Source organism: Jiangella alba (assembly GCF_900106035.1).
GTDB lineage: Bacteria > Actinomycetota > Actinomycetes > Jiangellales > Jiangellaceae > Jiangella > Jiangella alba.
In genome coordinates this window covers 425,544-450,803 of record NZ_FNUC01000004.1, presented here as the reverse complement: position 1 = coordinate 450,803, position 25,260 = coordinate 425,544, and the positions used below count along the sequence as shown (strand labels likewise).

The window sequence follows — 25,260 nt, the reverse complement described above, 5'->3', positions numbered from 1 at the left end:
TTGGGCGGATCTGTAACGCTGGCTCACGACTCCTGCCGGATTCACACGCGAGGCTCAGTTCATGACTGATCTACCGGCCGATGTGCGCGGCCGGCGGCAGCTCGCTCCAGTCGCCGGCGGGCCAGGCCAGCGGGTCGTCCGGCAGGGCGGCCAGCTCGGCGACCTGCCAGGCGCACCAGGGTGAGACGTCGCGGCGGCCGGCCAGGACGTCGTCGCGGAACATGGACCAGGGCACCCATTCCAGGGCGCCGACCTCGGAGTCGTGCGGTTCGGGCGGGTCGGCCGTCGTCGCGGCGAAGACCGGGCAGACCTCGTTCTCGACGACGCCGTTCGGCATGACGGCGCGGTAGCGGAACCGGGGCAGGACGGGACGCAGGTCGCCGAGCCGGATCGTCAGCTCGTCGGCCGCCCGCCGGGCCAGCGCCGTCGCGATGTCCTCGTCCGGGCTGGGATGGCCGCAGAACGAGTTCGTCCACACGTCCGGCCAGGTCGGCTTGCTGGCGGCCCGCTTCGTGACCAGCAGCGAGCCACCGGCGTCGAACACGTAGCAGGAGAAGGCCAGATGCAGCGGCGTCGCCGCGTGGTGCACCTCGCTCTTGAGCGCGGTGCCGACGGCGGCGCCGGCCGGGTCGAGCAACACGACCCGCTCGCCGACCAGGGTCTCTGCCATCGCGCCGTCCCCCTTTCGCACAACGCCGTCGAAAGTGCGTCCGTGCAGGATGCCCCACCCGGCCACCCCAGGGCAATTGCCCATCACACGCGACTTCACACGCCGGTGCCGGATCGTTCTGCGGCGAACGCATCACACGGATCATCGGGGGACGATCACCGTGAGCACCCAGCAGGCGGTCCGGCCACGAAAAGTCGGGCCGCCAACGGTTCCATGGCCCGCTTTTCGTGGTCACAATCGACCCAGCGGGGGGTATCGCATGGGGACGATCCGGCTTCTGGGGCCACCGGCCATCGAACGCGACGGCCGGCCGGTGCGCGCGCCCCGGGGCCGGAAGGCGTGGGTGCTGCTGGCCTACGTGCTGCTCGCGGACCGGCCGCCGAGCCGGCAGCGGCTGGCCGAGCTGTTCTTCGCCGACGCGGAGGACCCGCTCGGCGCCTTGCGCTGGACGCTGGCCGAGCTGCGCCGGGCGCTGGGCCGGTCCGACGTGCTCACCGGCGACCCGGTCGCGCGCGGCGCCCTGCCCGACGACGCCGTCGACGTGCGGCGGCTGACCGACGAGCTGGGCGACCCGGCGCCGCTGCTGGCCGCCGGCCACGAGCTGCTCGAAGGCGTCCACGTGGCGTCCTGCCCGGAGGCGGAGTCGTGGCTGGCGGTCGAGCGGCACCGGGTGTCGGCGCTGGTCGAGTCGCGGCTGCGGCAGACGGCGGTGGCGTTGCTGGCCGGCGGCCGGGCCGCGGACGCCGTCCCGTACGCGGCGCGGGCGGTCGAGCTGAACCCGCTCGAGGAGGGCAACCACGAACTGCTGGTCCGCAGCCTCGCCATGGCCGGGGACCGGACGGCGGCGCTGCGGCAGGTCGCGGCCGGCCGGGACGTGCTCATGCGCGAGCTCGGCGTCGAGGCGTCGGTGGCGCTGACGGAGGCCGCGTCGGCCGCGTCGGACTCGCCCCGGACGCCGGCGCTGAGCGGGCGTGCGGCGGCGCTGAGCCAGCTCGACGCGGGCCGGGCGGCGATCGTCGCGGGCGCCGTCGACCCGGGCATCCAGAGCCTGCGCCGCGCGGTCGCCGAGGCGGCCCGCTGCCGGGACCCGCAGCTGCAGGCCCGGACGCTGACGGCGCTCGGCGGCGCGCTCGTGCACGCCGTTCGCGGCCGCGACGAGGAGGGCGCGCTCGTCCTGCACGAGGCGCTGCGGTTCGCCGCCGCGGCCGGCGACCGTGCGACCGCCGTCACCGCGAACCGGGAGCTGGGCTACGTCGAGGTGCAGGCCGGTCGCCGCTCCGCCGCCCAGGGCTGGCTGTCGCGCGCCCAGGAGCTGGCCGAGACCGACGCCGAGCTGGCCGCGATCCTCGGCGTCCGCGGGCAGAACGCGTCCGACGAGGGCGACTACCCGGCGTCGTTCACCTACCTGACCGACTCGATCGAGCGGGCCCGCACGGCCGGCGACGATCGGCAAGAGGCGTGGTCGCTGTCGATCCTGGCGCGGGCGCACCTGCTGCGCGACGAACGGCACCAGGCCGCCGTGGCCGCGGACCGGTCGCTGCGGATCGTCCACGAGCAGCGCTGGCTGGCGTTCCTGCCGTGGCCGCAGGCGTTGCGTGCCGAGGTGCACCTGCGCAACGGCGAGGTCGCCGCGGCGGCCGACGCGTTCGAGCAGTCGTGGGTGCTCGGCTGCCAGGTCGGCGACCCGTGCTGGGAGGGGTTCGCGGCCCGCGGGCTCGGGCTCGTCAGCGCCGGCCGCGGCGACCGGCTGGCGGCGGCCGAGTGGCTGACCGAGGCGACCGTCCGCTGCAACCGGACCACCGACCGCTACCACTGGATGCAGGGCCACGTGCTCGACACCGCGATCGGCGCCGCCCTCGACCGCGGCGACGACGACCTCGCCCGGCCGCTGGTCGCGTCGCTGGGGACGCTGGCCGCGCGCGACGGCATGCGCGAGCTGGTGGTCCGCGCGCAACTGCACCGGCACCGCCTCGGCGACGGCGGCGCGCTGGCGACCGCCCGCGTCCTCGCCGCCGACGTCGACAACCCCGCCCTGACCGACCTGATCGACGATCCCGACCGACCGAAGGTGACCCGATGACCCACTTCCTGGCCGACCCGCCCGACTCGCCCGCGGCACAGCACCTCTACCAGCACGACCTCGACGAGGACGGCTACGTCATGAACGTGTCGCGGCTCTGGGCGTACGGACCGGAGGCGCACGAGCGGCTGTTCGACCTGATCACGCACGTGTGGGAGAGCAACGGGATGACGTTCCGGCAGCGCGGCATCCTGGTCGGCGCGACGGCGTCCTCGCTCGGCGACTCGGTCTGCTCGCTGGTGTGGGGCTCCCGGCTGGCCGGCGAGGCCGACCCGGACACCGCGGCCGCCGTGCTCACCGGCCGCGACGACGGCCTGAGCGCGAAGGAGCGGGCGATGGCGGCGTGGGCCCGCAAGGTCGTCCGCGACCCGAACGGCACCGCCCAGCGCGACGTGCAGTCGCTGCGCGAGGCCGGCTGGAGCGACGGGGAGATCTTCGCGATCACCGTCTTCTGCGCGCTGCGCATCGCGTTCTCGACGGTGAACGACGCGCTCGGCGCCCGGCCGGACGCGGAGATCCTCGACCGCGCCCCGCAGGCTGTCCTCGACGCGGTCGACTTCGGCCGCCCCATCGAGGACCGCGTCAGGGCAGGGTGACGCCGAGCGGGTGGTCGGCGTCGAAGCCGGGGAGGACGAGGAAGGTCGCGCTGCCGGTCGGCGTCACGTAGGCGCTGAGGTCGTCGACCTCGTCGAGCCGGAACTGGGTCTGGACGAAGCTGCGCAGGTCGCGCTGGAAGCAGACGAACAGCAGCCCGGCGTCCGCGGCGCCGTCGTCGAAGGCGTAGCCGCGGCGCAGCATGAGCGCGCTGCCGGTGACGGACGGGTGCGCCGCCCGCACGTGTGAGCGCGCCGGCGTGACGTACTGGCCGTCGGGCGTCTTGGCGAGCAGGTCGACCTCGCCGGTGGGGCCGCCGCCGGACAGCGGGGAGCCGTCGTTGCGGTGGCGGCCGATGACGGCCTCCTGACGATCGACCGGCTCGGCCGTGAACCGGGCCGCGTCCAGGCGCAGCCGGCGCACGACGCAGATGCTGCCGCCGGCCAGCGGGCCGTCCGCGATCCAGACGTGGTCGTCCTGCTCATCGGCGTTGCGCGGGACGATGACGCCGTCGTGGAAGCCGAGCGGGTTGCGCGCGATGGTGCCGGTGCCGGGCGCCCGGAAGCCGCGCTGCGACCAGCGGAGGACGGCGTCGGGGGCGGCCCGCTCGGCCAGCCAGGACGCGCCCCGGTGGGCGTCGTTGGGGTCGCTCGCGTAGACGGCGATCAGCAGGTCGCCGCCGGTCCGTTCGGGCGGGACGGAGGCGTCGGCGGCAAACGCGGGCAGCGGCTGCGCGCCCGGGAGATCGTCGCCGAACGCGGCGACCACGCGCGGCCCCAGCCCGATCGTCGCCGTGAGGTCGCCGGGCCCGTCCAGCAGCCCGGCCTCGGCCGCCCGCTCGCCGGTGAGGTCGAGGATCGCGGTGCCCAGCCGCGCGCACAGGGCCCGGACGGCGTCGCGGAACGGCGCCGTGGGGGCGGGCGTCGCGACGAGGTCGAGCACCAGCAGCTGGCCGTGCGGCTGCGGCGTCGGCGGACGGGCGATGCCGGCCTGGTGCGGCCCGGCGGCGTCGACGGCGTCGGGGCGACCGCCCGCCGCAGCCGGTGTGGAAGTCACGCCGGGAACCGCGGCCTGCCGCTCGCCGTCGTCGGCGGTCGCACGTCCGGCGGCCAGCCCGGCGACGCCGGCGAAGCCCGCGGCGGCTCCGGCGGCCGCCACGCCCCGCAGCAGGTCACGGCGCCGGGTGCGCCCTTCCGGCGCGGACGCCGGCCCGGTGGTCTGATCGGTCATCAGCCGCTCGCCGTCGTCGTGAGGAAGGCGCCGGCGATGTCGACGCCGGGTGCGTCGGCGAAGTCGACGGTGGTCCAGTCGCCCGCACCGCCGAGCCGGGTCTCCAGCCGCAGCAGCCGGCCCTGCTCGTCCACCCAGTACCGCACCGTCGCGTCGCTGCCGTCGGCCGCGCTGGTGGCGGTCGCGGGGTCGTGGGCGCGGTCGGCGGTCGGCCCGGCGACGACGTCGACGGCGACGCCACCGACCTCGTCGGAGCGCAGCCAGCGGGCGTCGGTCTGCTGCAGCAGCAGCGGGTTGTCGGGCCGGTCGCTGGCGGCCTGGAAGACCAGCGCCAGCACCGCGTGCAGCCGGGACTGCTCCGGCGCCAGCGCCGACGTCGTCCACGCGGTGTCGTCGGGCGGCGGCAGCGGCGGCCCGTCGGCCGAGGCCGGCCCCACCGGCGCGTGCGAGGTGAACTCGGACAGCGTCCACGCCACCAGTTCCGGGTCGGCGCCGTCGGCGCCGACCTGTGCGTAGCCGACATGCTGGGCGAAGTCGGCCCAGCCGTCGACGGTGAGGGTGCGGCCGTTGTCGACCACCTCGAACCGGACCGCTCGGACGCCGTCGGTGTAGTTCGTGTACCGCATCATCGACAGCCGCTGCGCCTCGTCGCCGGTGAGCGGACGCGGCCCGTCGCCCGACTCGGACGTGCCGGCCGCGGCGTCCGGCACGTCGTCGCCGGAGCACCCGCCGAGGGCGAGGACGGCGACGGCGGCCACCGCCGCGACGCGCCCCAGCCGCCGCGTGCGCGGCCCGATCGAAGGGGTCATGGGCCCGAGTGTAGGCACGGCCGCGGCCCGCTCACCTGGCAATTCGGACACTCGCGTCGAAGAGTTCCGATCTGAAACGTGACGTGCATCACATCGCGTGCTGATCGCCATGCGGGCCGACTCTTCATGGTCAGCGCCGTCGTCTATCCGAGCCCCGGGAGAGCGGCGCCGAGGTGCAACCGCAGTTGTACGACAGCAACGGAGGACCCTGTGAGAGCGCTCCAGGAACGCGGCCACGGCCGGCCCCCACAACCCCGCCCACGACGGGCCCGCGCAGCGGGGGGAGGACTCGTCGCCTTGGGCCTGGTCGCATCGGTGCTCGGCGCCGCCGGCGCGTCCACGCTGCCGGCGCAGGCCGCCGTCGGCGACCCGATCACCGGCACCATCTGGCAGGACTACGACTCCGACGGCATGTACAGCACGTTCGAGGCGTCCGGCCTGCTGGAGGGCATCGAGGTCTACGCCTACGACGCCGACGGCAATGTCGCCGGCCCGGCCATCACTGACGCGAGCGGTAACTACTCGCTCCCGGTGACCAGCGACGCCGGCCCGTGGCGGGTCGAGGCGAACGTGCCGGACACGCCGGAGTGGGCCGAGTGGCGCGACTCCGTCGTCGGCCGGGCGGCCGGGCAGAGCAACGGCACGACCGTCCAGTTCATCGACACAGTCCCGGCCGCCGATGTGGACTTCTCCTTCCAGGTGCCCGGCGCCTTCGTGGAGAACAACCCGTTCGTGTTCCTGCCGGTCTTCCGCTCCGGCGGCTACGACGGCACCCAGACGGCGGAGTTCGCCGGCGCGGCGCACGAGTACAACGCGATGAGCCCGAACACGACGACCGCCGTGCCGACCACGATGCACGTGCCGTTCGGGCAGATCGGCACCACCTACGGCACCGCGTACCAGCGGGCCGAGGCGCCCGGCGAGTTCGGTTCGGTGTTCGCCTCGGCGTACGTCCGGCGGCACACCGGGCTCGGCCCGGGCGGCATCGACGCCATCTACCGGATCACCCCGGACGACGGAACACCGGCGTCGCCGACGGCGAGCGGTGACGTCTTCGTCAACCTCGAGGACTACGGCATCGACGTCGGCAGCGACTCCGACCCCGGCGCCGTCGCGGGCGACCCGAACGGCCTCCGGCCGGTCATGTCGTTGGACAACGCCGCCTACGACTGGGGTCGCGACGCGCAGGCCTGGGACAAGGTCGGCCGGGTCGGTCTCGGCGCGATGGAGATCTCCAACGACCAGCAGTCGCTGTTCGCGGTGAACCTGAACAACAGGTCGCTGGTCGAGGTCAAGATCAGCCGGGACGGCACCCAGGTGCTCGACGTGGTCGAGCACGAGCTGGACCAGTACTTCCCGGACAGCAGTGACCTGCGCCCGCACGGCATCTCGGCCAACCCGCTGACCAACGAGATGTACCTGACGGTCACCGACACGGCCGAGTCGACCGGCAACCGGGCCGACCTGCACGCCTACGTGTACTCGTTCGACCCGGCCGACCCGACGAACCTGACCCAGGTGCTGGACTTCTCGCTCGGCTACAACCGCGGCCTGTTCGCCAACCAGTTCAGCGCGAACTACCAGCCGTGGAGCACCAACTCCGCCGACTGGCTGCAGTTCCTGCAGCAGACCAACGTCATGTACTCGGCGGTGCCGATCGTCGCCGACGCGCGCTACCTGCACGGCGACCTGGTCGTGGGCATCCGCGACCTGGGCGGCGACATGTTCGCCAACTTGGCCAACCTCGCCCCGGACAACGACCTCCTCGTCGTTCCCCGCTCGCTGGGTGGCGAGCTGCTCAAGGCCGGTTCCAACGGCGACGGCACCTGGTCGATCGAGCAGGGCGCCGCCGTCAACGGCCAGCCGGGTGCGGGCACGAACCAGGTGACGCTGAACGGCCCGAATGGCGCGCCGGGCAAGTTCTTCATGGACACCTGGGTGAACGGCGCCGAGCACCTCGGCGCGACGCTCGTCGTGCCCAGCCGGGAAGACGGCATCCTGGAGACCGGCCTGCACTCCGCCGAGAGCGGCTTCCAGGTCGGCACCCGGCGCTATTTCCAGGACAACGGGTCGCTGGTCGAGCCGCGCGGCGCCGCCGTCCTCTTCACCAACTCCCCGGAGTCGGCGACCATGAAGGGCAACGGTCTGGGTGAGCTGACGGCGATGGCGTCGGCCGCGCCGATCGAGATCGGCAACTACGTCTGGTACGACAACGACAACGACGGCATCCAGGACCCGGACGAGGCTCCGGTCGAGGGCGCCACGGTCAACCTCTACGAGGTGGACGAGAACGGCAACCGCACGCTCGTCTCGACCACGACGACGGATGCGAAGGGCGAGTACTACTTCTCGTCCAACGATCAGGCGTACCAGTTGAAGACGCACACCGACTACGTCGTCGGCGTCGACAACCCGGCCGACTACGAAGCCGGCGGGCCGCTGGAGAACTGGTACCCGACGGTGCCCGACACCGGTGACCCGAACTCCGTCGACGCCAACCGGAACGACTCCGACGGGTTGGTGGAGACGACCGACGAGGGCGACTTCCCGTATGCCGCCGTCACGACAGGCGGTCCGGGGGAGAACGACCACACCATCGACTTCGGCTATTCGAACATCGACTACGAGTTCGACAAGCGGACGGTGTCCGGGCCCACGGAGAACCCGGACGACGACGGCACGTGGACGGTCGTCTACGAGCTGGTCGCCGAGAACACCGGGATGATCCCGGGGGCGTACCTGCTCACCGACGACCTCACCGGGTACGGCGACGGCGTCGAGGTGGTCGGCACCGAGGTGGTGTCCGGTCCGCCGGAGGCCGACGGGCTGCTGAACCCGAACTGGGACGGCACGACCGACCTGAACGTCGTGACCGGCGAGGTGCCGATCGCGCCGCAGTCGACCGTCGAGAACGGCACCGAGCACGTCTACACGCTCGAGGTGACCGTCAGGCTCACCACCGACCCGGACACCGGTGAGGTGACGGCGCTGCCGGAGAACCTGGCCTGCACCGACGGCCAGCAGGCCGGCGACGCGACCACGGGTCTGTTCAACCACGCCACGCTGGACCCGACCAACCACGAGGACCTCACCGACGACGAGTGCGGCGATCTCCCGATCGTCACGCTCGACAAGACCGTCGTCACCGAGCCGCACGTGGTGGACCGGGAGAACCAGCCCGGCGTCTGGGAGATCACCTACGGCCTCACCGTCACCAACGAGTCCGAGGTGCCGACCGACTACGACCTCGAGGACGCGCTGCGCTTCGGCGCCGGCATCGAGATCGTCGACGGCTCGGTGGTCGCCGCGAACACCGTTCCGGGCACCATCACGACCCGTCCGGAGTACGACGGCGTCAGCGACCTGCTGATCGTCGAGGACGAGCCGATCGGGGCGCTGGAGGCGCACGAGTACACCGTCACCGTCCAGTTCACCGTCGACCTGCCGAACCCGCCCGCCCAGCCCGACCCGTCGGACTGCACGCTGGCCGGTGGCGAGGGTGAAGAGGGCACGGGGCTGTACAACGACGCGAACTCGTCGTTCAACGGCTACCCGGATACCGACACCGAGTGCCGTGAGGTCGGCCAGCCGACCCACGACAAGACGCTCATCTCGGCCACGCCGATCGGCAACGGCCAGTGGGAGATCGTCTACGGCATCGACGTGACGAACAAGGGCGTCCAGGCGACGTGGTACGACCTGTCGGACGAGCTGCACTTCACCGACCAGGTCACCATCGTCTCCGCCGACGTCACCGCGTCGCCCGCCGAGGCCACCCTGTTCGACCCGCCGTGGAACGGGCAGGACCAGCTGGTCATCGCCGAGCAGGTGCCGCTCCTGGGCACCGACGACGAGGGGTACGCGCCGCACCACTACGAGCTGACGGTGATCGCGGAAGCGCCGCTGCAGCTCGTGCCCGGTGAGGACGGCTCGGACCCGACGGCGTGCCCGGGCGAGGGCGGCGACCCGACGGCCGACACGGCGTTCAACAACACGTCGTCGCTGACCGACGAGTCCGGCCTCACCGAGGACGACCAGGCCTGCGCGCCGCTGCCGTCGATCGACATCGAGAAGACGATCAGCGCCGGGCCGACCGCCAACGGCGACGGCACGTGGACCATCACCTACGACCTGGTGGCGTCGAACACGGGCGCGGCCGACGGTGACTACACGATCAGCGACCAGCTCCGCTACGGCGAGGGCATCGTGGTCGAGTCCTCCGACGTGATCACCACGCCGGACGGCGTCACCGCGCTGGACACCTGGACCGGTCAGGGACCTGACGGCGACCCCGTCAACGTCATCGCCGAGGATGTGCCGCTCGCCGCCGGCGGGGTGCACACCTACCAGGTGCAGGTGGTCTTCTCCCTCGACGAGGAGACGCTCACCGACGAGTCGATGACCTGCCCCGAGCCGGACTCCGGCGAGAACGGCGGGCTGGCCAACAGCACCGGCATCGAGCACAACGACCTCACCGACGACGACGAGGCCTGCCTCTCGCTCGGCGAGCCGGACCTCGACAAGGAGCTGGTGTCCGCCGAGCCGGTGGACGACGGTCAGTGGCAGGTCGTCTACACGCTGACGGTGAACAACCTGCTGCCGGGCGAGACCACCTACGACCTCGAGGACGAGCTGCTGTTCGGCGACACCGTCGAGGTCGACTACGCCGAGATCACGGACTACCCCGAGGGTGTGGACGTGAACGAGGACTGGGACGGTCTCGAGGACACCCTCATCGCCGAGGACGTGCTGCTGCCGGGGATGAACGACGACGGCTACGCGCCGCACGTCTACACCATCACCGTCGTCGCCGACGTGCCGCCGAACTTCGAGGTGGACGACGACGGCGACACGGCCGCGGCGTGCGCGGGTGAGCCGGGCGACAACTGGGAGAACGGCGGTCTGAACAACGGCGCCACCCTCACCACCGAGGGCGGCGACGAGATCACCGACACCGACTGCGCCGACCTGCCGTCGATCCACCTGGACAAGACCATCGCGTCCGGGCCCACCTCGACCGGCACGAACGCGTACACCATCACCTACGAACTGGAGGTGTACAACGACGGCGCCGCGGCCGGGGACTACGTCCTGTCGGACCAGTTCCGGTTCGGCACCGGCATCTCCGTCGTCGACGTCACGGCGTCGAACACCGACCCGGGCGACATCCCGACGCTGGACACGTTCACCGGCCAGGGCGAGGAGCCCGACGCGCCGGAGAACGCCATCACCGGCGACGTCACCATCGACGTCGACACGACGCACACCTACGAGGTGACCGTCGCGGTCACGGTCGACCCGGCCACCGCGACCGCCGAGTCGGTGTCGTGCCCGGACAACCCGGGTGAGGGCGACACGGGCGGCCTGCTCAACCTCGGCCTCGTCGACCACAACGGGCACGAGCTGGACGCGGACGCCTGCGCCCCGCTCGACCCGCCGACGCCGCCGGAGACGCCCGGCACGCCGCCTCCTGGCGACGATGACGACGACAACGGTGGCGGCAACGGCGGTGGCGGTGGCGACGACGACCTCGCCGACACCGGCAGCGGGATGTCGACGCTGCTGCTGCTCGCCGGCGGCCTGCTCATCATCGCCGGCGGGACGGCCCTCGTCGTCACCCGCCGCCGGTCGGGGACGGGAGGTCTGACCGGCTGACCCTGGGCGAGTGGAACGGGGCCGGTCGCTGGTAGCGGCCGGCCCCGTTCCGTACGATCGGCTGGCGCGGCGAGGGCGTTCGCCCTGGTGGGTGTACTCTTCCGGCCCGTTTTGCAATGAGCACCCATACGCACCGGTGCGCATTGGTGCTCATTGCAAAACGGGGCGGCGAACGTTCCCGACCAGCGAGGTGCGCGCGGTCAGGCGTCGACGGTGGGAGCAGCGAGGTAGGCGGCCCGCAGCGCCTTGCGCGCCCGCGCCGCCAGGCTGGAGACGGCGTTGGGGGTCATCGAGAGCCGCGAACCCAGCTCGGACGGCGAATAGCGCTCGACGTCGACGAGCCAGAGGACGTGGCGCCAGCGGGCGGGCAGGGTGGCCAGCGCCGTCGCCACGCGGCTCACGTCGCCGGAGGCGTCGCCGGGGCGGCCGAGCAGGGCGTCCCACGCCGCCGGGTCCTGGACGGCGACGATGCGGCCACGTGCGCTCGAGTGCCGGTAGGCCAGCCGCTTCACCGTCGACAGTACGTAGCCGGGGAACGACGACCGCGGCCCGCGGCCGGCCCGGACGGCGTTGAGAACGAGGCAGAACGTCTCCTGGACCAGGTCGTCCGCCGCGTGCCGGTCGCGGACGATGTGCTGGGCCGCTCGGTGCGCCATCGGCGCGGTCTTCTCGTAGAGGATCCCGAAGGCGTCGTCGTCGCCGTCGTGGGCCCGGTCCAGCAGGATCGCGAACTCCTGGTGATCCCACGCATCGGTCATGACGAAGAACCTGGTGGCAGCGGGGCACCCGGCGCGTCGGCACTCCCCGCAGACCTTGCTACGGGGATTCACGATGATGCGACGAACCACCACAAAGCGGGTCAGGGCGCGGGCGGCAGGATCGCCAGCGCCCGGGCCACGGTGACGGCCTCGTAGCGGTCGGCCGCGCCGAGCTTGCGGTAGAGCGAGCGGGCCGTCGTCTTCAGCGTGTTGCCGGAGATGTACATCGACTTCGCGATCTCGCTGAGGGTGTCGGGCCCGTCGAGCGACAGCAGCACCTCGGTCTCGCGCTCGGACAGCGCGGGCGCGCCGCCGGTGTTGGCGCGGTGCAGCGCCGCCAGCTCGACCGCGAGCGTGCTCAACGGCCCGGACGGCGGCAGCGGCAGCTCGCCGCCCACGATCGCGGTGCGCAGCAGCGAAGGCAGCAGCAGCGGTCGCCGGGCGCCGGTGCGCTCGATCAGCGCGAACAGCTGGTGGGCGGCGCCGCCGGGGTGCACGCCGCGCTGCAGGGCGCACTCGACGTGCAGGGCGTGGATGTCGGCGCGGACGGTCAAGGGGACGGCGCCGAGATGGCCCAGCGCGGCCAGCTCGCGCCCGGCCGCCAGCGGGTCGTCGGCGGCCAGCAGGGCACGGGCTCGGGCGACGGCGAGCAGCGCGGCGTGCCGGGACGGCGCGACCACGGGCTCGAGCACGTCGGACGCGGCCTTCGGGTCGTCGCGGGCGAGCAGGGCGTACGAGCGGGCGATGGTGGCCAGCAGCCGGTTCAGCGGCAGCCGGTTGGTGGCGTAGTCGTCGCCTGTGAGGAGGTCGGCGTGCCCGGCGGCGGTGCGGTCGCCGGCCAGCAGCGCGAGCACCGACCACGCCAGCGCGAGCCGTCCGGCCGGCGGCACGACGTCGCGGTCGAGCCGGCGCTGGGCGCGGTGCAGCCGCTCGGCCACGCCGGCGGTGCGGCCGTGCTCGAGGTCGAGGGTGCCGCGGGTGAGGTGCACGTGGTCGGTGAACTGGTTGTCGGCCCAGCCGTGCCGCCGGGCGATCTCGGACGCCGTCCGCGACTGCCGGGCCGAACCGGCGAGGTCGCCGCGCAGCAGCGACGTGTACGAGCGCAGCGCCTCGCTGTTGGCCTCGTGCCAGGCGATGCCGTGGTGCCGGGCCTGCGTGGCGGCCTGGCCGAGGATGGTCTCGGCGGCCTCGAGGTCGCCGGTGGCGAGCCTGTTGGCGCCGGTCTGCCAGTCGAAGTAGACGACGCGGTCGAGGTGCTCGCGCAGCTGCTCGTCGGTGGCGGCGTCGATCAGCGCCCGTCCCCTGCGCTCGACGGCGAGGGCGGCGGCGGCGTCGCCGCGGGCCCGGGCCAGCACCATCTGGAAGCAGCGGATGGTGAGCAGCGTGCCGCTGAGCGTCTGCTGGTCGACCAGCCGGTCGGCCTGCGCGACCCGGCGGGCGAAGGTGTCGAGGTCGGGCGGCGGCGCCACCGCGGAGATGGCGGCCAGCAGCAACAGCACCGGGTCGGCCGCCACGACGTCGTCGGGCAGCGTGTTCACCGCCGGCAGCAGGTCGTCGAACTGGCCGCGCGCGACGGCCGGCTCCCAACTGGCCCGCACCACGCTGCCGGCCGTCGCCTTGTCCAGTGCGGAGTCGACCACCAGCGGCAGCGCGTCGGTGGTGCGTCCGCGCGCGACCAGCAGCCGGACGGCGCGCGTGACGAGGTCGGTGCGCCGTCCCGGCCGCTCGAGGTCCAGCTGCGCCAGCAGGCAGCGGCGCACCGGCAGCGGCAGCCGCCAGTGGCCCTCGTCGGACGCGGGCACCAGCCGCCCGGCCGTGGCCCAGCGGTCGATCAGCGTGGCCGGGTCGTCCGGTGTCGCGTGGTCCTCGAGCAGCAGCGCCAGCACGGTGGCGTCGAACCGGGGCGCCGCGGCGGCATCGGTGAGCAGCGCGCGGTCGGACGGCGGGAGGTCGCCGAGCACCTCGATGCGGACGAAGCGGTCGATGAGGTCGTGCAGCGTCCGCTCGGACAGCGTGGCGTCGGGCCGCCGCGTGCGCAGCCACGCCACCACCAGCGCCGGCCAGCCGTCCGTCGCCTGCTCCAGTTCGGCGACGTCGTCGGCGCTCAGGGCGACCCGGAACCGAGTGGCCAGCTGCTGCACCTCGGCGCCGTCGAACAGCAGGTCGGGCAGGCCGACGAGGTGGATGGTGCCGTCGAGCAGGCGGTCGGCGGTGACCCAGACGGGGAGGGCGCGGGTGCTCAGCAGCAGCCGGGTGTCGTGGTCGCGCACCGCACGCAGCGCGGCGCGCACGTCGTCGCCGTCGGGGTCGGCGGCGTCGTCGAGCAGGATCACCGGCGGGTCGGACGCGTCGTCGGCCACCGCATGGGCCAGGATGTCGCCGACGGCCGCACCGACGTCGCCGGCGTCAGGATCGACCCGCGCCACCCGCCCGGCGCCGAGCCGGCGGGCGACGTCGTCGAGCAGCAGCGACTTGCCCAGCCCGGGCGGGCCCTGGACGACGACGATGGGTGCGGCGTCGCGCCTGGCCAGTGGCTCGCTGAGACGTGGCCGGGGCAGGACGGGCCGTGGACCCGCCCGCCGGCGGTCGCGCTCGGCACCCTGCATCGTTCAGCCACCCCCTGGCCTCCACCCCGAAGACGATCTTAGTCTCACCCCCTCCCCCACCCCACGTTCCACCCCCGCTCACCCGTCAGCAGTGTCGGTTTCTGCCGTCATGGGAGGGTGCCGGACCGCGATGCTTGGGGGTGAAGATCGCGATGGGGGGCCCGGCGATGGGGAGTGGTCGCAGGGTGAGGGGAACGGGTGGAGAACGAAGTACGCGACGCGTTGATCGGTCGCGACAGTGAACAGACCAGGATCCGGGAAGTCCTGCTGAGGTTGGCGGCCGGCGAGGGGGGCGCGGTCGTCGTGGAGGGCGCCGACGGCGTCGGCAAGAGCGCGCTGGTGCGCGCCGTGTCCGACGACGCGCGCGCCGGGCGGCTGACCGGCCTCGACGAGGTGACGGTGTCGGCGGTGGTGGCCGCCGACTCCGAGCGCGGCTGGCCGTTCTCGGGACTGCATCTCGTGCTGTCCGCCGTCGTGGGCTCGCTGGAGCCAGAGCAGCAGCGCCAGGCGGCGCGGCTGGTCGACGACCTCACCACGCGGCTGGAGCAGACGGCGTCGGCGTACGAGCTGGCCGTCCAGGTGCAGCCGCTGGTCAGCCGGGTCCGGCGGCCGCTGGTCATCGTCATCGACGACGCGCACCGGCTCGACCCCCAGTCGCTGGAGGTGCTGGGCTTCGTCGCCCGCCGGGTCGGCACGTCGCCGCTGGTGTTCCTGGTGGTCGTCGACACCGCCGAGCGGGTGCCGCCGTTGCTGGGGCTGCCGTTGATCCGGCTCGGCGAGCTGCCGGCCACCGACGCGACCGAGCTGGTCCGCCGGGCGGCCGGTTCGCACACCCTGCACAGCGTCGCGGCGCGCATCGCCGGCCGCGTCGGCGGCAACCCGCGGGCGCTGCTCGACGTCGTCGGCCGGGTGCCCGACGTGCAGCTGCTCGGCCAGGTCGAGCTGGACCGGCACCTGCCGCATTCGCCGGTGCTGCAGGCGCAGCAGCTGCCCGAGCTCGGCTCGCTCGACGACGACCGGCGGTTCGCGCTGCTGGTCGCCACCGGCAGCGAGGACCAGCGGATGGCCCCGGTGCTGAACGCGCTCGGCTCGCCGGACGCGTCGCACGTCGCCTGGCTGTTCGCCGAGCACCTGAACCGGTCCGACGGCACGTTCACGCTGCAGCGCCCGGCCGTCCGCTCGATCATCTGGCAGGCCGCCACCATGGCCGAGCGCGACGCCGCCCACCAGGCGCTGGCCGCCGCGTACGCCGACTCCGATCCGGGCCGGCAGCTCTGGCACCTGGCGCAGACCCGGCACGACCACGACGACGAACTGGCGACGCGGCTGGAGCGGGTGGCGGCCGAGTCGCTGGTCCGCGGGGAGGTGGAGCGGTCGCTGGCGTTCGCCCGCGAGGCGGTCCGGCTGACGTCCAAGCCGGGCGAGCGGATCGGGCGGCTGCTGCAGGCCGGCCGGTTCGCCGTCCTCGCCGGACGGCTGGACGAGGCCGTGCACATCGCCCGCGAGCGGTTCCGCCTCGACACCACGCCCGAGCAGCGGGCCGACTTCGCGCTGCTGGAGGTGCGCGCCCGCAACCTGCTCGACGGCGAGGTCGCCACCGGCCTCGTCAGCCGGCACGTCGAGGAGGTCGCGCCGATCGACCCGACCCGCGCGGCCGCGCTCGACCTCGCCGCCGCACACGGGCTGGCCGGACGCATGGAGCAGGCCGAGGCGGCCCGGTTCCTCGCCCTGGCCGAGCGGTTCGACGACGACTTCGACACCGTCACGCGGGCCGAGCACCTGCGCACGGCCGCGCTGCTGGCGTCGGTCAGCGGCGAGCTGGACCGCGCGGTCGAGCTGGTGGAGTCCGACAGCGGCGGCGCGGCCGACCTGTTCGGCGAGGCCGAGACGAACCTGCTGCACGCGACGGTGCTGGTGCGGGCCGAGCGGTACGGGCAGGCGCGGCGGCTGCTGCGCGCCGTCACCAGCGGGCAGTTCGGCGACTCGCCGCTGCTGCTGCGGGCGGCCCTGGCCGGGCTGGTCCAGCTGGAACTGCGGGCCGGCCGGCTGCGCGAGGCGGCCGAGGCGGCGGCCGCCTGGGACCGCGTCGACGCCGACAGCGCCCACCGCGCGCTGGTGCCCGCGTACATGGTCAGGGTCAACGCCTACCTGGGCGAGGACGAGGCCGCCTGGGACCGCCGCCGGCAGTCGATCGAGGGGTCGCGGCGGCACGGCGACTCGTGGGCGACCGCCGTCATGCAGGCCGAGACCGGCGCGTTCCTGCTGCTGCTCGGCCGGTTCGACGAGGCGATGTCGGTGCTCGACCACGCCCGGCGGCACGCGCTGGAACACGCCGACCCGTCCATCCTCGCCGTCGAGCCCGACTACATCGAGGCGTGCGTGCGCAGCGGCGAGCTGGGCCGGGCCCGGGCGGCGCTGGCCGAGTTCGAGCTGCGGGCCGGCCGGGTCCCGACGGCGTGGGCGCGGCACACCGTCGCCCGCTGCCGGGCGCTGGCCAGCGAGGGGGAGGAGGCGCTGACGCTGTTCCGCGAGGCGGTCGAGACCGCCACCGACGCGGTCTCGCCGGTCGAGCAGGCCCGCACCCTGCTCTGCTTCGGCGAGCGGTTGCGCCGGCTCGGCCGTCGCACCGACGCGCGGTCCTGGCTGCAGCGCACCGTCGTGCTGGCCCAGGAGAGCGGCGCCATCGCGCTGGCCGGACGCGCCGGGCAGGAGCTGGGCGCGTCCGGCGGGCCGGTGCCGCCGACCACCCGGCTGGCCGACCTCACCGACGCCGAGCAGCGCATCGCCACGCTGGTCGCCAGCGGACGGCGCAACCGGGAGATCGCGGCCGAGCTGTTCGTCTCCGTCCGCACCGTCGAGGCGCACCTGGGCCGCATCTTCCGCAAGCTCGGCATCCGCTCGCGCACCGAGCTGACCGGCATCGTCGTCACCGGAATCGACGACGACAACACCGGGCCGGCCTGACCGGAAAAAGAATCTGACATCGCCGCGTGCTGATCCGGGCCGCCGGTGCCTCCTACTCAGTGACGGGTGGGAGGTGCAGGGCCGGCCGGCACATCCGTCCACGGGGGAATCGGCACTCCGCTCCCCGCGAAGCCCCCCTTCCCGGGAGCGGAGTGGCCGTCCCTGATCAAGGGTTCGGCGGGCGGCCGGCGTCGCCATCCGGAGCGAGGTCGACGGCGCGGGCGAGCACCTGGCGCGCGATCTCACCCAGCGTGAGTCCGGCCGCGTAGGCGCGGGCGCGCAGCAGTGCCAGCGCGTCGTCGGGCGGCAGGCCGAGCCGAGCCACCAGGAACCCGGTGGCCTGATGCACCTCGGCGCGGGCGGCCCAGACGCCGGTGGGTGTGCCGCCGGGGCAGTCGAGGTCCAGCTCGAGGTCGCGGCCGAAGTCGAGGTCGCGCAGCAGCGTCACGCCGACGGCCGCGGCCAGGTGCGCCGTCAGCTCCTCCTCCGGCGCCGGATGGCCGGGGCCCGGCCGGTACGCCGTCAGCACGCCCAGCACCTCCGCACCGGCCGGGACCGGGACCGCGACGACGGTGAGCGGGCCGGTCTCGCGCAACGCCGCCTCGGCGAACAGCGGCCACGCCACCTCCGCGCCGGCGGCGCCGATGCGGCCGACGACCGGGCAGCCGGACCGGTACGCGTCGACGCTGGGCCCTTCGCCGAGGACGTCCTGCAGGTTCTCGACCCGGCCGATGACGTCGTCGGTGACGCAGACGGCCAGCCGCTGCGGCAGCGTGTAGGCGAGCACGAGGGCGACGCCGTCGGCGCCGAGCAGCGACCGGCAGGTCTCGCCGAGCCGGTCCGCCAGCGGAGCACCGGAACCGGCGTCGGCGACCGTCTCGGCCAGGCGCGACGTCACCTCGGCTGGTGTGGTCAAAGGGGGACTCCCGGCGGCTGCCGGCGCAGGCGGCCGGTCGCCGCTGCACACGCTACTGGATCGACCCGCCGCTCCCGCGGGTGTCGCCGGCGCACGACGGCCGCCGTGTATAGCGGCTGACCTGCGGGTTTGCGGGCCGGCCGGTCCGTCGCCACCCAGACCGTACCTCCCCTGCCCGCGGCTCAGCGATGCTGTTCGATCAGGGTGGCGGCCATCGATCTTGCCCGGCGCGCGGCGTCGACGTCACCCTCGAGCGCGGCGATGATGGAGCCCTTCATGAGGATCTGCCACGACCGTGCGAACCCCTCCGGGTCGCGTAGCCCGGCCTCGGTGGCGCGGCCGCTCACGATGGCGCGCAGATTGGCCAGGTGCTGGATGCTGGCCTGCCCCAGCGGGTGCGAGCGGCCCATCTCCAGCAGCACCGTGATGAACGCGATGCCGTCGAAGTCGTCGCTGCGGAACCACTCGTCGAACACGTCGAAGATCGCGAGCAGGCGCTCTTCGGGGGTGTCGCCGCGCCGCTCCGACTCGGCCTCGACCAGGCCGTGCGTCCACTCGTCCTCGCGGCGGTCGAGGTAGGCCAGCACGAGGTCGTTCTTGGACGGGAAGTGCTTGTAGAAGGTGGCTTTGGCGACATGGGAGCGTTCGATGACCTCGTCGACGCCGACGCCGAGCACGCCACGGCGGGCGAACAGCCGATAGCTGGTCGCCAGGATGCGCTCTCTGGCGGAGGGCGTGGCGCCGGCTGTCTCCGGAGCCTGCATGACGCTCGACCCTACCGCGTCGCCACTCAGTGGTGTGGGCGGTCCCAGCGCAGCAGGGCCGCGACGCCGTCGTCGGGCAGCAGCGGCGGCGCGGTCAGGACGGCGCCGGCGCCGGTGGCCGCGGCGGCGGCGAGCACCAGCAGGTCGGACCGGACCGCGGGCGCCGCGAGCACGCCGTCGGGCAGCGGCAGGTACGGATGGTCGGCGGGGCGCACGGTGCGTCCAGCGGCTCGCTCCTCGTCGAGGACGACCGTGTCGACGCCGGCCTGGACGGTCATGTCCAGCACCTCGGCCAGCCCGACGGCGACGGCGTACCGGCGGCCGAGGTGCTCTTCCAGCCGGGCCGCCGCGCGCCGCCGTCGCTCGTCCACCGTCCGCCGCACCGCGGCGTCGATCTCCGCCACGAACGCCTCGTTCGCGGGGCCGTCGGCGCGGCTGCCGCGCTCGACCTCCACCACCTGCTCGGCGACGTGCGCCGGCAGGCCCGAGCGGACGTCGTGGCGGGCGCGGGGGTCGCCGGCGAGCACGATCAGCGGCGGCTCGGATCCAGCCAGCCGCTCCAGCTCGGCCACGACGGCGCGTGCGTTGAACCGCCACAGCTCGTCGGTCCGGCCCTGCTGGTCCGGCCGCGGCGGCCCGCCGTCCACCATGCCGTCGAGCCCTCCGTCGACGGCGTGGACGACGGCCGGCGTGCGCCCCCAGGCGGCGCTGTGGACGAGGTCGGCCCCGGCCTGGTCGGCCAGCACCACCAGCACCGGCACCGCCGTCTCCCGATGGGCCAGCCACGCCGTCGCGTCGGGCAGCGGGCCCCACGTCAGCACCTCGTGCCCGGCCCAGCCCGGCAGCGTCTCGTCCACCACCACGCCGTCGCGCCCCGCCACCACGTACCGTGCCGTCTCGCCCGGCGTCCCGGTCGGCTCCAGTAACCGCTCGACCACCTCCTCCGCGACGTCGTCCGGCGCTCCGGACGCCGCCAGCTCCGTGCGGGCGGCCCGGCCGCGCAGCACCAGCCGCTGCCGCGCGTCCTCCGTCGTCCGGCTGACGTCGAGCAGGGCGCTGGCGAAGGGTCCGGGGTGGTCGAGGATGCGGGTGAGTGGGTCCAGTCGCATCGTCGTCCCCTACCCGGCGTTTCGGGGTGGGAAACGGGGTACGAGCCGAGCGCGGAGGTGATCCGGATGCCGAGACAGTGGAGTGACAAACGCGAACGGCAGTACGAGCACATCAAGGAAGGCCTGGAGGACCGCGACTACAGCGAGGACCGCGCCGAGGAGATCGCCGCACGCACCGTCAACAAGGAGCGCGCGCGATCCGGCGAGTCCCGCCGGAAGAGCCGCTCGTCCACCGACGACCTCTCGTCCGGCCGGCGCGGCGGGCTGCGCTCCGGCAAGGGCCCGGGCGGGCGGACGAAGGCCCAGCTCTACAACGAGGCCAAGGAGAAGGGCATCAAGGGCCGCTCGACGATGACCAAGAAGCAACTGGAGCGCGCGGTCGGCCGCTGACCGAGTCTGCCGGGCCGGTGTACGAGGGTCACACCGGCCCGGCGTCCTGTCTGTTGACGACGGCGGCCGTCGGCGCTAGCCTCGCGGCTTCCCGATGACGTGCTGGGGGGGCCGGAGTCATGGGTGATGTTGTATCGCGCCTGCGTACGGGCGTTCTCGTTCTTGTACCGCTCGCGCTGACGGTGGCCGCGTGCGGCTCCGACGACGACGGGGCGCAGGCGGCGCCGTTCGCGCCCGCGGCGACCTCGTCGGCGGCGTCGCCGTCGCCGTCGCCGTCGCCGGTGGTGACGGTCGAGACGGTGACGCAGACGGAGGAGATCCCGTTCGAGCGGGTCACCGTCGAGGACGCCACGATGGACCTCGGCACGTCCGCCGTCACGACCGCCGGGGTGGCGGGCGTGCGGACGCTCACCTACACCGTCACGCTCACCGACGGCGTCGAGACCGCCCGCGAGCTGGCCGGCGACGAGGTCACGACGGCGCCGGTCGACGAGGTGACGTCGGTCGGGACGTACGAGCCTCCGCCGCCGCCGCCGGAACCCGAGCCCGAGCCCGAGCCGGAGGACGAGCCCGTCGCGCTCGCCGAGGCGCCGTCGGACGAGGGCTGCGACCCGAACTACAGCGGCTGCGTGCCGATCGACACCGACGTCGACTGCGCCGGCGGCAGCGGCAACGGGCCGTCCTACGCCGACGGGCCGGTCGAGGTGATCGGCGAGGACATCTACGGCCTCGACGCCGACGACGACGGGGTCGGCTGCGAGCCGTAGGTCCCAGCCGACCCCGTCGTCGCGGGTCAGCGGGGGCGGCCGCTCCGGGTCCACGTCCGGTCGGTGTGCGGATGCGGGTGCGCCGCCCGGCTCGGCGCAGCGCGCCGCTGCTGCCGTCGCCGTCGCTCGGCCGGGTGCGTCGGCCGGGACCGGCCGCGCAGGCCACGGCTGAGCAGCCCCGGCGTCAGCGACACCGCCGCCGGCGGCACGGCGTCGCGCGGCACGACGTAGAGCACGCCGCGCCCCGGCCGGTCGCGCAGGATGAGCCGCGTGGTCAGCCGGCCCTTGCGGGCCAGCACCGCGCCGACGACGACGGCGCCCAGCAGCGGGCCGGCGCCGCACGCGATCATGGCGACGTGCGCGCCGTACTCGTGCGCGATCCAGCCGATCAGCGTGCCGGACCCGGCCTGCGCGCCGAACAGCACGAGGATGTAGAGGGCCATGACCCGGCCGCGCATCGTCCCCGCGACCGCCGTCTGCACCAACGTGTTGCCGCCGGTCAGGTACAGCAGCGACGTCGCGCCGACGCCGATCAGCACCAGGCAGAACAGCGGCAGCCACGCGATCGTCCCGGCCAGCACCTGCAGCAGGCCGAGCACACCCGCGGAGTAGACGAGGGTGCGCAGCCGCAGGCTCCGCCGCCGGGTCGAGGCGAGCGCGCCCGCCACCGCACCGGCCGCGAGGCACGAGTTCAGCAGGCCGTAGCCGGCCGAGCCGATGTCGAACACGTCGTCGGCGTAGGCGGCCAGGACGGTGGCGAGGTTGATGCCGGTGAGCGCGACGAAGCCGACCATGACGACCGACCACAGGATCACCGGCTTGTCGCCGACGTAGCGCAGTCCCTCGCGCAACTGCCCGCGACTGCGGGTGATCGCCGGCGCCGCGGACAGCTCCGACGCGCGCATCGCCACCAGCAGCGCGACGGCGGTGATGCCGGCCATCGAGTTGAGGATGAACGACCAGCCCTGGCCGACCAGCGCGATGCCGAGCGCGGCCAGCGCCGGGCCGACCAGCGCGCCGAGCTGGAACACCGTCGAGTTGATGCTGATGGCGTTGCGCAGGTGCTGGTGCCCGGCGACCTCCGGGACGAACGCCTGCCGGGCCGGGTTGTCGACGACCGTGGCGACGCCGAGGAAGGCCGCGCTGGCCAGGATGTGCCACGGCTCGATCGCGCCGGTCAGCGTCAGCGTGCCGAGCACGAGCGCCGACAGCGCGAACAGCGACTGCGTGATCATCAGCAGCTTGCGCTTGTCGAACCGGTCGGCGACGACGCCGCCGAACAGGCCGAACACGAGCATCGGCGCGAGTTGCAGGGTGACGGTGAGCCCGACCCACGTGACGTTGCCGGTCAGGCTGAGCATGAGCCAGTCCTGCGCGACGCGCTGCATCCAGCCGCACGTGTTGGTCAGGACCTGGGAGATGACGTAGAGACGGTAGTTGCGGACCCGCAGCGAGGCGAAGGTGTCGCGCCAGTGCGGCCGCGGATTTGAGTGGGCTGGTGAGGACGGGTGCAGGACGGCGGGCGCCGGTCTCACGGTGATGTTCCTTGTGGTGGTGCGGATGGTGGACGTGCGGTGGTCCCGCCACAGTGGCAGGACCGTGTTCTACGTTAGGTGCTGATCGCTGATTCTTCGAACGAATAGAGCCTATAAATGTCATCATGAAACCTAATGACAGAGGAGCGAGCCGTGTTCGACCCGGTACATCTGCGGACATTCCTGGCCGTGGCGTCGACGCTGAACTTCACCCAGGCGGCGCAGCAGCTGGGCATCAGCCAGCCGAGCGTCAGTCAGCACGTGCGCCGGCTGGAGGAGGCGGCCGGGCGGCAGCTGCTGCTGCGCGACACCCGGGTCGTCACGCTCACCGACAACGGCGAGGCGATGGCCGGCTTCGCCCGCTCGATCCTCGCCGCCCATGACGAGGCGGCCAGCTACTTCACCGGGACGGCGATGCGCGGCCGGCTCCGCTTCGGGGCGGCCGACGACCTCGCGCTGGCCCAGCTACCCGTCGTGCTGCGGGCGTTCCGGCAGCTGCACCCGCGGATCAACCTGGAGCTGACGGTCACCCAGACGCGCACGCTGATGCGCCGGCTGGAGGCCAACCAGCTCGACCTCGTCTTCATCAAGGAGTTCCCCGACGAGACCGTCGGCCGGGTGGTCCGCCGCGACCGGCTGGTCTGGATCGGGCTGCCCGGCACCCAGGTCCGGCCGGACGAGCCGATCCCGCTGATCACCTACACCGCGCCGTCGGTCAGCCGGGTGACGGCGCTACGGGTGCTGGCGGAGTCGGGCCGCAGCTGGAAGATCACCTGCAAGACGCTGGAGGTCAACGGCGTCCTGGCCGCGGCCCGCGCCGGCATCGGCGTCGCGGTGTTCCCGAGCAGCCTCGTCCCCGCCGACCTCCAGGCCCTGCCCGCGTCGGTCGGCCTGCCCGAGCTGGGCGACATCGACTTCACCCTGCTGTCCAACCCGCGCTCCCCGGTCGAGCCCGTCGAGGCACTGACTTCGGCCATCCTCGGCCAGCCGTTCGCCGCCCGCCCGGCCGCACCAGCAGCCCCGCCGCCCGCCGCGGGCGGGTGAGTGCAGTTCGGGCGTGGTGACCTCAGCGCCAACAGTTGGCGCTGAGGTCACCACGCCCGGAGAGACCCCGGCGCGCGCGGTCACCAGGTGATGGCGGCCTTGACGAAGCCGGGCTCCTTGCCGACGAGGGCGGCGAAGGCGACATCGACCTCGTCCAGGCTGAACCGGTGGGTGACCAGCGCGCCGACGTCGATGCGGCCGGAGGCGACGAGGTCGATGCCGCGGCGGACGCTGTCGCGCAGGCGGGCGCGGTCGCGGACGTGGGCGTTGACGACGTCGATGGCCTTCCAGTTCCAGGCGTGCAGGTCGACGGTGCGGGGGCCTTGGTGGTAGCCCATGATCGACAGCACGCCGTGCGGGCGCACCAGCCGGGTCGCGAGGTCCAGGCCGGCCGCCGTGCCGGACCCCTCGACCACCACGTCGAAGGCGTCGTCGATGGACGGGCCCGAGGCCTCGCCCGGCGCCAGCGCCGCGTCGGCGCCGTGGATCAGCGCCTGCTCGCGCGCGTCCGGCCGCGGGTCGATCGCCACCACCTGACGCGTCCCGGCGTGCCGCAGCAGCTGCAGCAGCACCAGCCCCATGAACCCGGTCCCGACGACGGCGACCCGGTCGCCGGTGTCCAGCCGGGTCCGGCGCAGCGCCTCGACGACGCAGCCGAGCGGCTCGCCGAGCGCCTCGCCGGGCGACACCCCCGGCGGCACCACGACGAGGTCGCGGACGTCGGCGACGGCGTGGTCGGCGAACGCGGCGTCGACCCGGCCGGTCACGACGTCGCCCACGCGTATGGCCGACACCCCCGGCCCGGTGGCGACGACCTCGCCCACCGGCTCGTGCCCGAGCGCCAGCACCTCGCCGCCGGACGGACCCGCCGTCCACTCCGCCACCTCGCTGGCGCACACGCCGCTGACCAGCACCCGCAGCACCACCTCGCCGTAGCCGGGCTCCGGCAGTTGCACGGACCGCAGCACCGACGTCCGCGGCCCGGTCAGCACACTCCGTCGCGTCCTCATCGGGCCGGGTACGCGATGGTCGACATCAGCGCGTTCGCCGCCTGCCTGGAGTCCAGCCGGGTGTGCTGCACCACCACCGGCACGTCGCTCTCCAGCACCACGCTGTAGTCGACGCCGGCCGGCACGCCCAGCGCGCCCAGCTGCTGGTGGAACGCCCGGCGCGCGGGGACGGGCAGGACGTGGGGCCCGTCCGGCTCGCGGTCGGTGAAGTACACCCACAGCCGGACGGTCGCGTCCACGGCGCCCGCGTTGAGGATGCAGACGCTCTCGTGGCTGGCCAGCGCGGGGTCGTCCCCGCTGCTGCCCGGCGGGATGTACCCGTCGGCGACCACCCACACCGTCGAACCGATCGACGACAC

General features: G+C 73.7%; 18 protein-coding genes. 7 read left to right on the top strand and 11 right to left on the bottom strand.

Annotation, left to right across the window (positions count from 1 at the left end):
- Positions 1-70: 70 nt before the first annotated feature.
- Positions 71-670: an isopentenyl-diphosphate Delta-isomerase gene (gene idi / locus BLV02_RS19885; RefSeq protein WP_069109802.1), complete on the bottom strand. Its 600-nt coding sequence runs from the start codon at positions 668-670 to the stop codon at positions 71-73.
- A gap of 259 nt (positions 671-929) precedes the next feature.
- Here idi and BLV02_RS19880 point away from each other — a divergent pair, with 259 nt between their 5' ends.
- Positions 930-2,750 (top strand): AfsR/SARP family transcriptional regulator, encoded by a 1,821-nt coding sequence (locus tag BLV02_RS19880; RefSeq protein ID WP_069109801.1) that lies wholly within the window; start codon positions 930-932, stop codon positions 2,748-2,750.
- Entirely contained in the window at positions 2,747-3,346 is a 600-nt protein-coding gene (locus BLV02_RS19875; protein ID WP_069109800.1) for a carboxymuconolactone decarboxylase family protein, read from the top strand. Before BLV02_RS19880 ends, BLV02_RS19875 begins: the two co-directional genes overlap by 4 nt.
- Here the strand turns inward: BLV02_RS19875 and BLV02_RS19870 are convergent.
- On the bottom strand, positions 3,333-4,574 hold the full coding sequence (locus BLV02_RS19870) for a Dyp-type peroxidase (protein ID WP_083288322.1): 1,242 nt from the start codon (positions 4,572-4,574) through the stop codon (positions 3,333-3,335). The genes BLV02_RS19875 and BLV02_RS19870 overlap by 14 nt on opposite strands.
- Complete coding sequence (locus BLV02_RS19865) at positions 4,574-5,383, bottom strand: hypothetical protein (RefSeq protein WP_083288321.1); 810 nt, start codon at positions 5,381-5,383, stop codon at positions 4,574-4,576. The genes BLV02_RS19870 and BLV02_RS19865 overlap by 1 nt, the downstream gene beginning before the upstream one ends.
- 297 nt (positions 5,384-5,680) lie before the next feature.
- On the opposite strand from BLV02_RS19865, the gene BLV02_RS19860 reads away from it, so the two are divergent.
- Positions 5,681-11,038, top strand: coding sequence for an SdrD B-like domain-containing protein (locus BLV02_RS19860; RefSeq protein ID WP_069109799.1), 5,358 nt, complete (start codon positions 5,681-5,683; stop codon positions 11,036-11,038).
- A 200-nt stretch (positions 11,039-11,238) separates the two neighbouring features.
- Here the strand turns inward: BLV02_RS19860 and BLV02_RS19855 are convergent, their stop codons facing one another.
- Together BLV02_RS19855 and BLV02_RS19850 are read right to left on the bottom strand one after the other, a co-directional pair.
- On the bottom strand, positions 11,239-11,796 hold the full coding sequence (locus BLV02_RS19855) for an RNA polymerase sigma factor (protein ID WP_069109798.1): 558 nt from the start codon (positions 11,794-11,796) through the stop codon (positions 11,239-11,241).
- Positions 11,797-11,897: 101 nt separating this feature from the next.
- Positions 11,898-14,402: a LuxR C-terminal-related transcriptional regulator gene (locus BLV02_RS19850; protein ID WP_069109797.1), complete on the bottom strand. Its 2,505-nt coding sequence runs from the start codon at positions 14,400-14,402 to the stop codon at positions 11,898-11,900.
- A gap of 198 nt (positions 14,403-14,600) precedes the next feature.
- On the opposite strand from BLV02_RS19850, the gene BLV02_RS19845 reads away from it, so the two are divergent.
- Positions 14,601-17,366, top strand: a complete 2,766-nt coding sequence (locus BLV02_RS19845; RefSeq protein ID WP_074946552.1) for a helix-turn-helix transcriptional regulator — start codon at positions 14,601-14,603, stop codon at positions 17,364-17,366.
- Positions 17,367-17,532: 166 nt separating this feature from the next.
- On the opposite strand, the gene BLV02_RS19840 is transcribed toward BLV02_RS19845, so the two are convergent.
- The 3 genes from BLV02_RS19840 to BLV02_RS19830 form a co-directional block, all read right to left on the bottom strand.
- Positions 17,533-18,282 (bottom strand): ANTAR domain-containing protein, encoded by a 750-nt coding sequence (locus BLV02_RS19840; RefSeq protein ID WP_074946550.1) that lies wholly within the window; start codon positions 18,280-18,282, stop codon positions 17,533-17,535.
- A gap of 182 nt (positions 18,283-18,464) precedes the next feature.
- A complete protein-coding gene (locus BLV02_RS19835; protein ID WP_069109794.1) occupies positions 18,465-19,046 on the bottom strand; it encodes a TetR/AcrR family transcriptional regulator in 582 nt (193 codons plus the stop codon).
- A gap of 26 nt (positions 19,047-19,072) precedes the next feature.
- Complete coding sequence (locus tag BLV02_RS19830; protein WP_069109793.1) at positions 19,073-20,155, bottom strand: baeRF2 domain-containing protein; 1,083 nt, start codon at positions 20,153-20,155, stop codon at positions 19,073-19,075.
- Positions 20,156-20,221: 66 nt separating this feature from the next.
- Between BLV02_RS19830 and BLV02_RS19825 the strand changes: the two genes are divergently transcribed.
- Both BLV02_RS19825 and BLV02_RS19820 read left to right on the top strand, forming a co-directional pair.
- On the top strand, positions 20,222-20,545 hold the full coding sequence (locus BLV02_RS19825) for a plasmid stabilization protein (RefSeq protein ID WP_069109792.1): 324 nt from the start codon (positions 20,222-20,224) through the stop codon (positions 20,543-20,545).
- Between the two features lie 119 nt (positions 20,546-20,664).
- On the top strand, positions 20,665-21,312 hold the full coding sequence (locus BLV02_RS19820; RefSeq protein WP_083288319.1) for a G5 domain-containing protein: 648 nt from the start codon (positions 20,665-20,667) through the stop codon (positions 21,310-21,312).
- Between the two features lie 26 nt (positions 21,313-21,338).
- Here the strand turns inward: BLV02_RS19820 and BLV02_RS19815 are convergent, their stop codons facing one another.
- Positions 21,339-22,847 carry an MFS transporter gene (locus BLV02_RS19815; RefSeq protein ID WP_216094028.1) on the bottom strand — a complete coding sequence of 503 codons (1,509 nt, stop codon included), beginning with the start codon at positions 22,845-22,847 and terminating at the stop codon, positions 21,339-21,341.
- 153 nt (positions 22,848-23,000) lie between these two features.
- Here BLV02_RS19815 and BLV02_RS19810 point away from each other — a divergent pair, with 153 nt between their 5' ends.
- Positions 23,001-23,891, top strand: coding sequence for a LysR substrate-binding domain-containing protein (locus tag BLV02_RS19810; RefSeq protein WP_069109791.1), 891 nt, complete (start codon positions 23,001-23,003; stop codon positions 23,889-23,891).
- A gap of 80 nt (positions 23,892-23,971) precedes the next feature.
- Here the strand turns inward: BLV02_RS19810 and BLV02_RS19805 are convergent, their stop codons facing one another.
- Together BLV02_RS19805 and BLV02_RS19800 are read right to left on the bottom strand one after the other, a co-directional pair.
- Complete coding sequence (locus tag BLV02_RS19805) at positions 23,972-24,901, bottom strand: zinc-binding dehydrogenase (RefSeq protein ID WP_069109790.1); 930 nt, start codon at positions 24,899-24,901, stop codon at positions 23,972-23,974.
- Positions 24,898-25,260: a sensory rhodopsin transducer gene (locus BLV02_RS19800; RefSeq protein ID WP_069109789.1), complete on the bottom strand. Its 363-nt coding sequence runs from the start codon at positions 25,258-25,260 to the stop codon at positions 24,898-24,900. The genes BLV02_RS19805 and BLV02_RS19800 overlap by 4 nt, the downstream gene beginning before the upstream one ends.

Excerpts from the sequence above, each read along its gene's own strand:
- idi (WP_069109802.1), bottom strand. The coding sequence starts at position 670 with ATGGCAGAGACCCTGGTCGGCGAGCGGGTCGTGTTGCTCGACCCGGCC.
- BLV02_RS19880 (WP_069109801.1), top strand. The coding sequence starts at position 930 with ATGGGGACGATCCGGCTTCTGGGGCCACCGGCCATCGAACGCGACGGC.
- BLV02_RS19875 (WP_069109800.1), top strand. The coding sequence starts at position 2,747 with ATGACCCACTTCCTGGCCGACCCGCCCGACTCGCCCGCGGCACAGCAC.
- BLV02_RS19870 (WP_083288322.1), bottom strand. The coding sequence starts at position 4,574 with ATGACCGATCAGACCACCGGGCCGGCGTCCGCGCCGGAAGGGCGCACC.
- BLV02_RS19865 (WP_083288321.1), bottom strand. The coding sequence starts at position 5,383 with ATGACCCCTTCGATCGGGCCGCGCACGCGGCGGCTGGGGCGCGTCGCG.
- BLV02_RS19855 (WP_069109798.1), bottom strand. The coding sequence starts at position 11,796 with ATGACCGATGCGTGGGATCACCAGGAGTTCGCGATCCTGCTGGACCGG.
- BLV02_RS19850 (WP_069109797.1), bottom strand. The coding sequence starts at position 14,402 with ATGCAGGGTGCCGAGCGCGACCGCCGGCGGGCGGGTCCACGGCCCGTC.
- BLV02_RS19835 (WP_069109794.1), bottom strand. The coding sequence starts at position 19,046 with ATGCAGGCTCCGGAGACAGCCGGCGCCACGCCCTCCGCCAGAGAGCGC.
- BLV02_RS19830 (WP_069109793.1), bottom strand. The coding sequence starts at position 20,155 with ATGCGACTGGACCCACTCACCCGCATCCTCGACCACCCCGGACCCTTC.
- BLV02_RS19825 (WP_069109792.1), top strand. The coding sequence starts at position 20,222 with ATGCCGAGACAGTGGAGTGACAAACGCGAACGGCAGTACGAGCACATC.
- BLV02_RS19820 (WP_083288319.1), top strand. The coding sequence starts at position 20,665 with ATGGGTGATGTTGTATCGCGCCTGCGTACGGGCGTTCTCGTTCTTGTA.
- BLV02_RS19805 (WP_069109790.1), bottom strand. The coding sequence starts at position 24,901 with ATGAGGACGCGACGGAGTGTGCTGACCGGGCCGCGGACGTCGGTGCTG.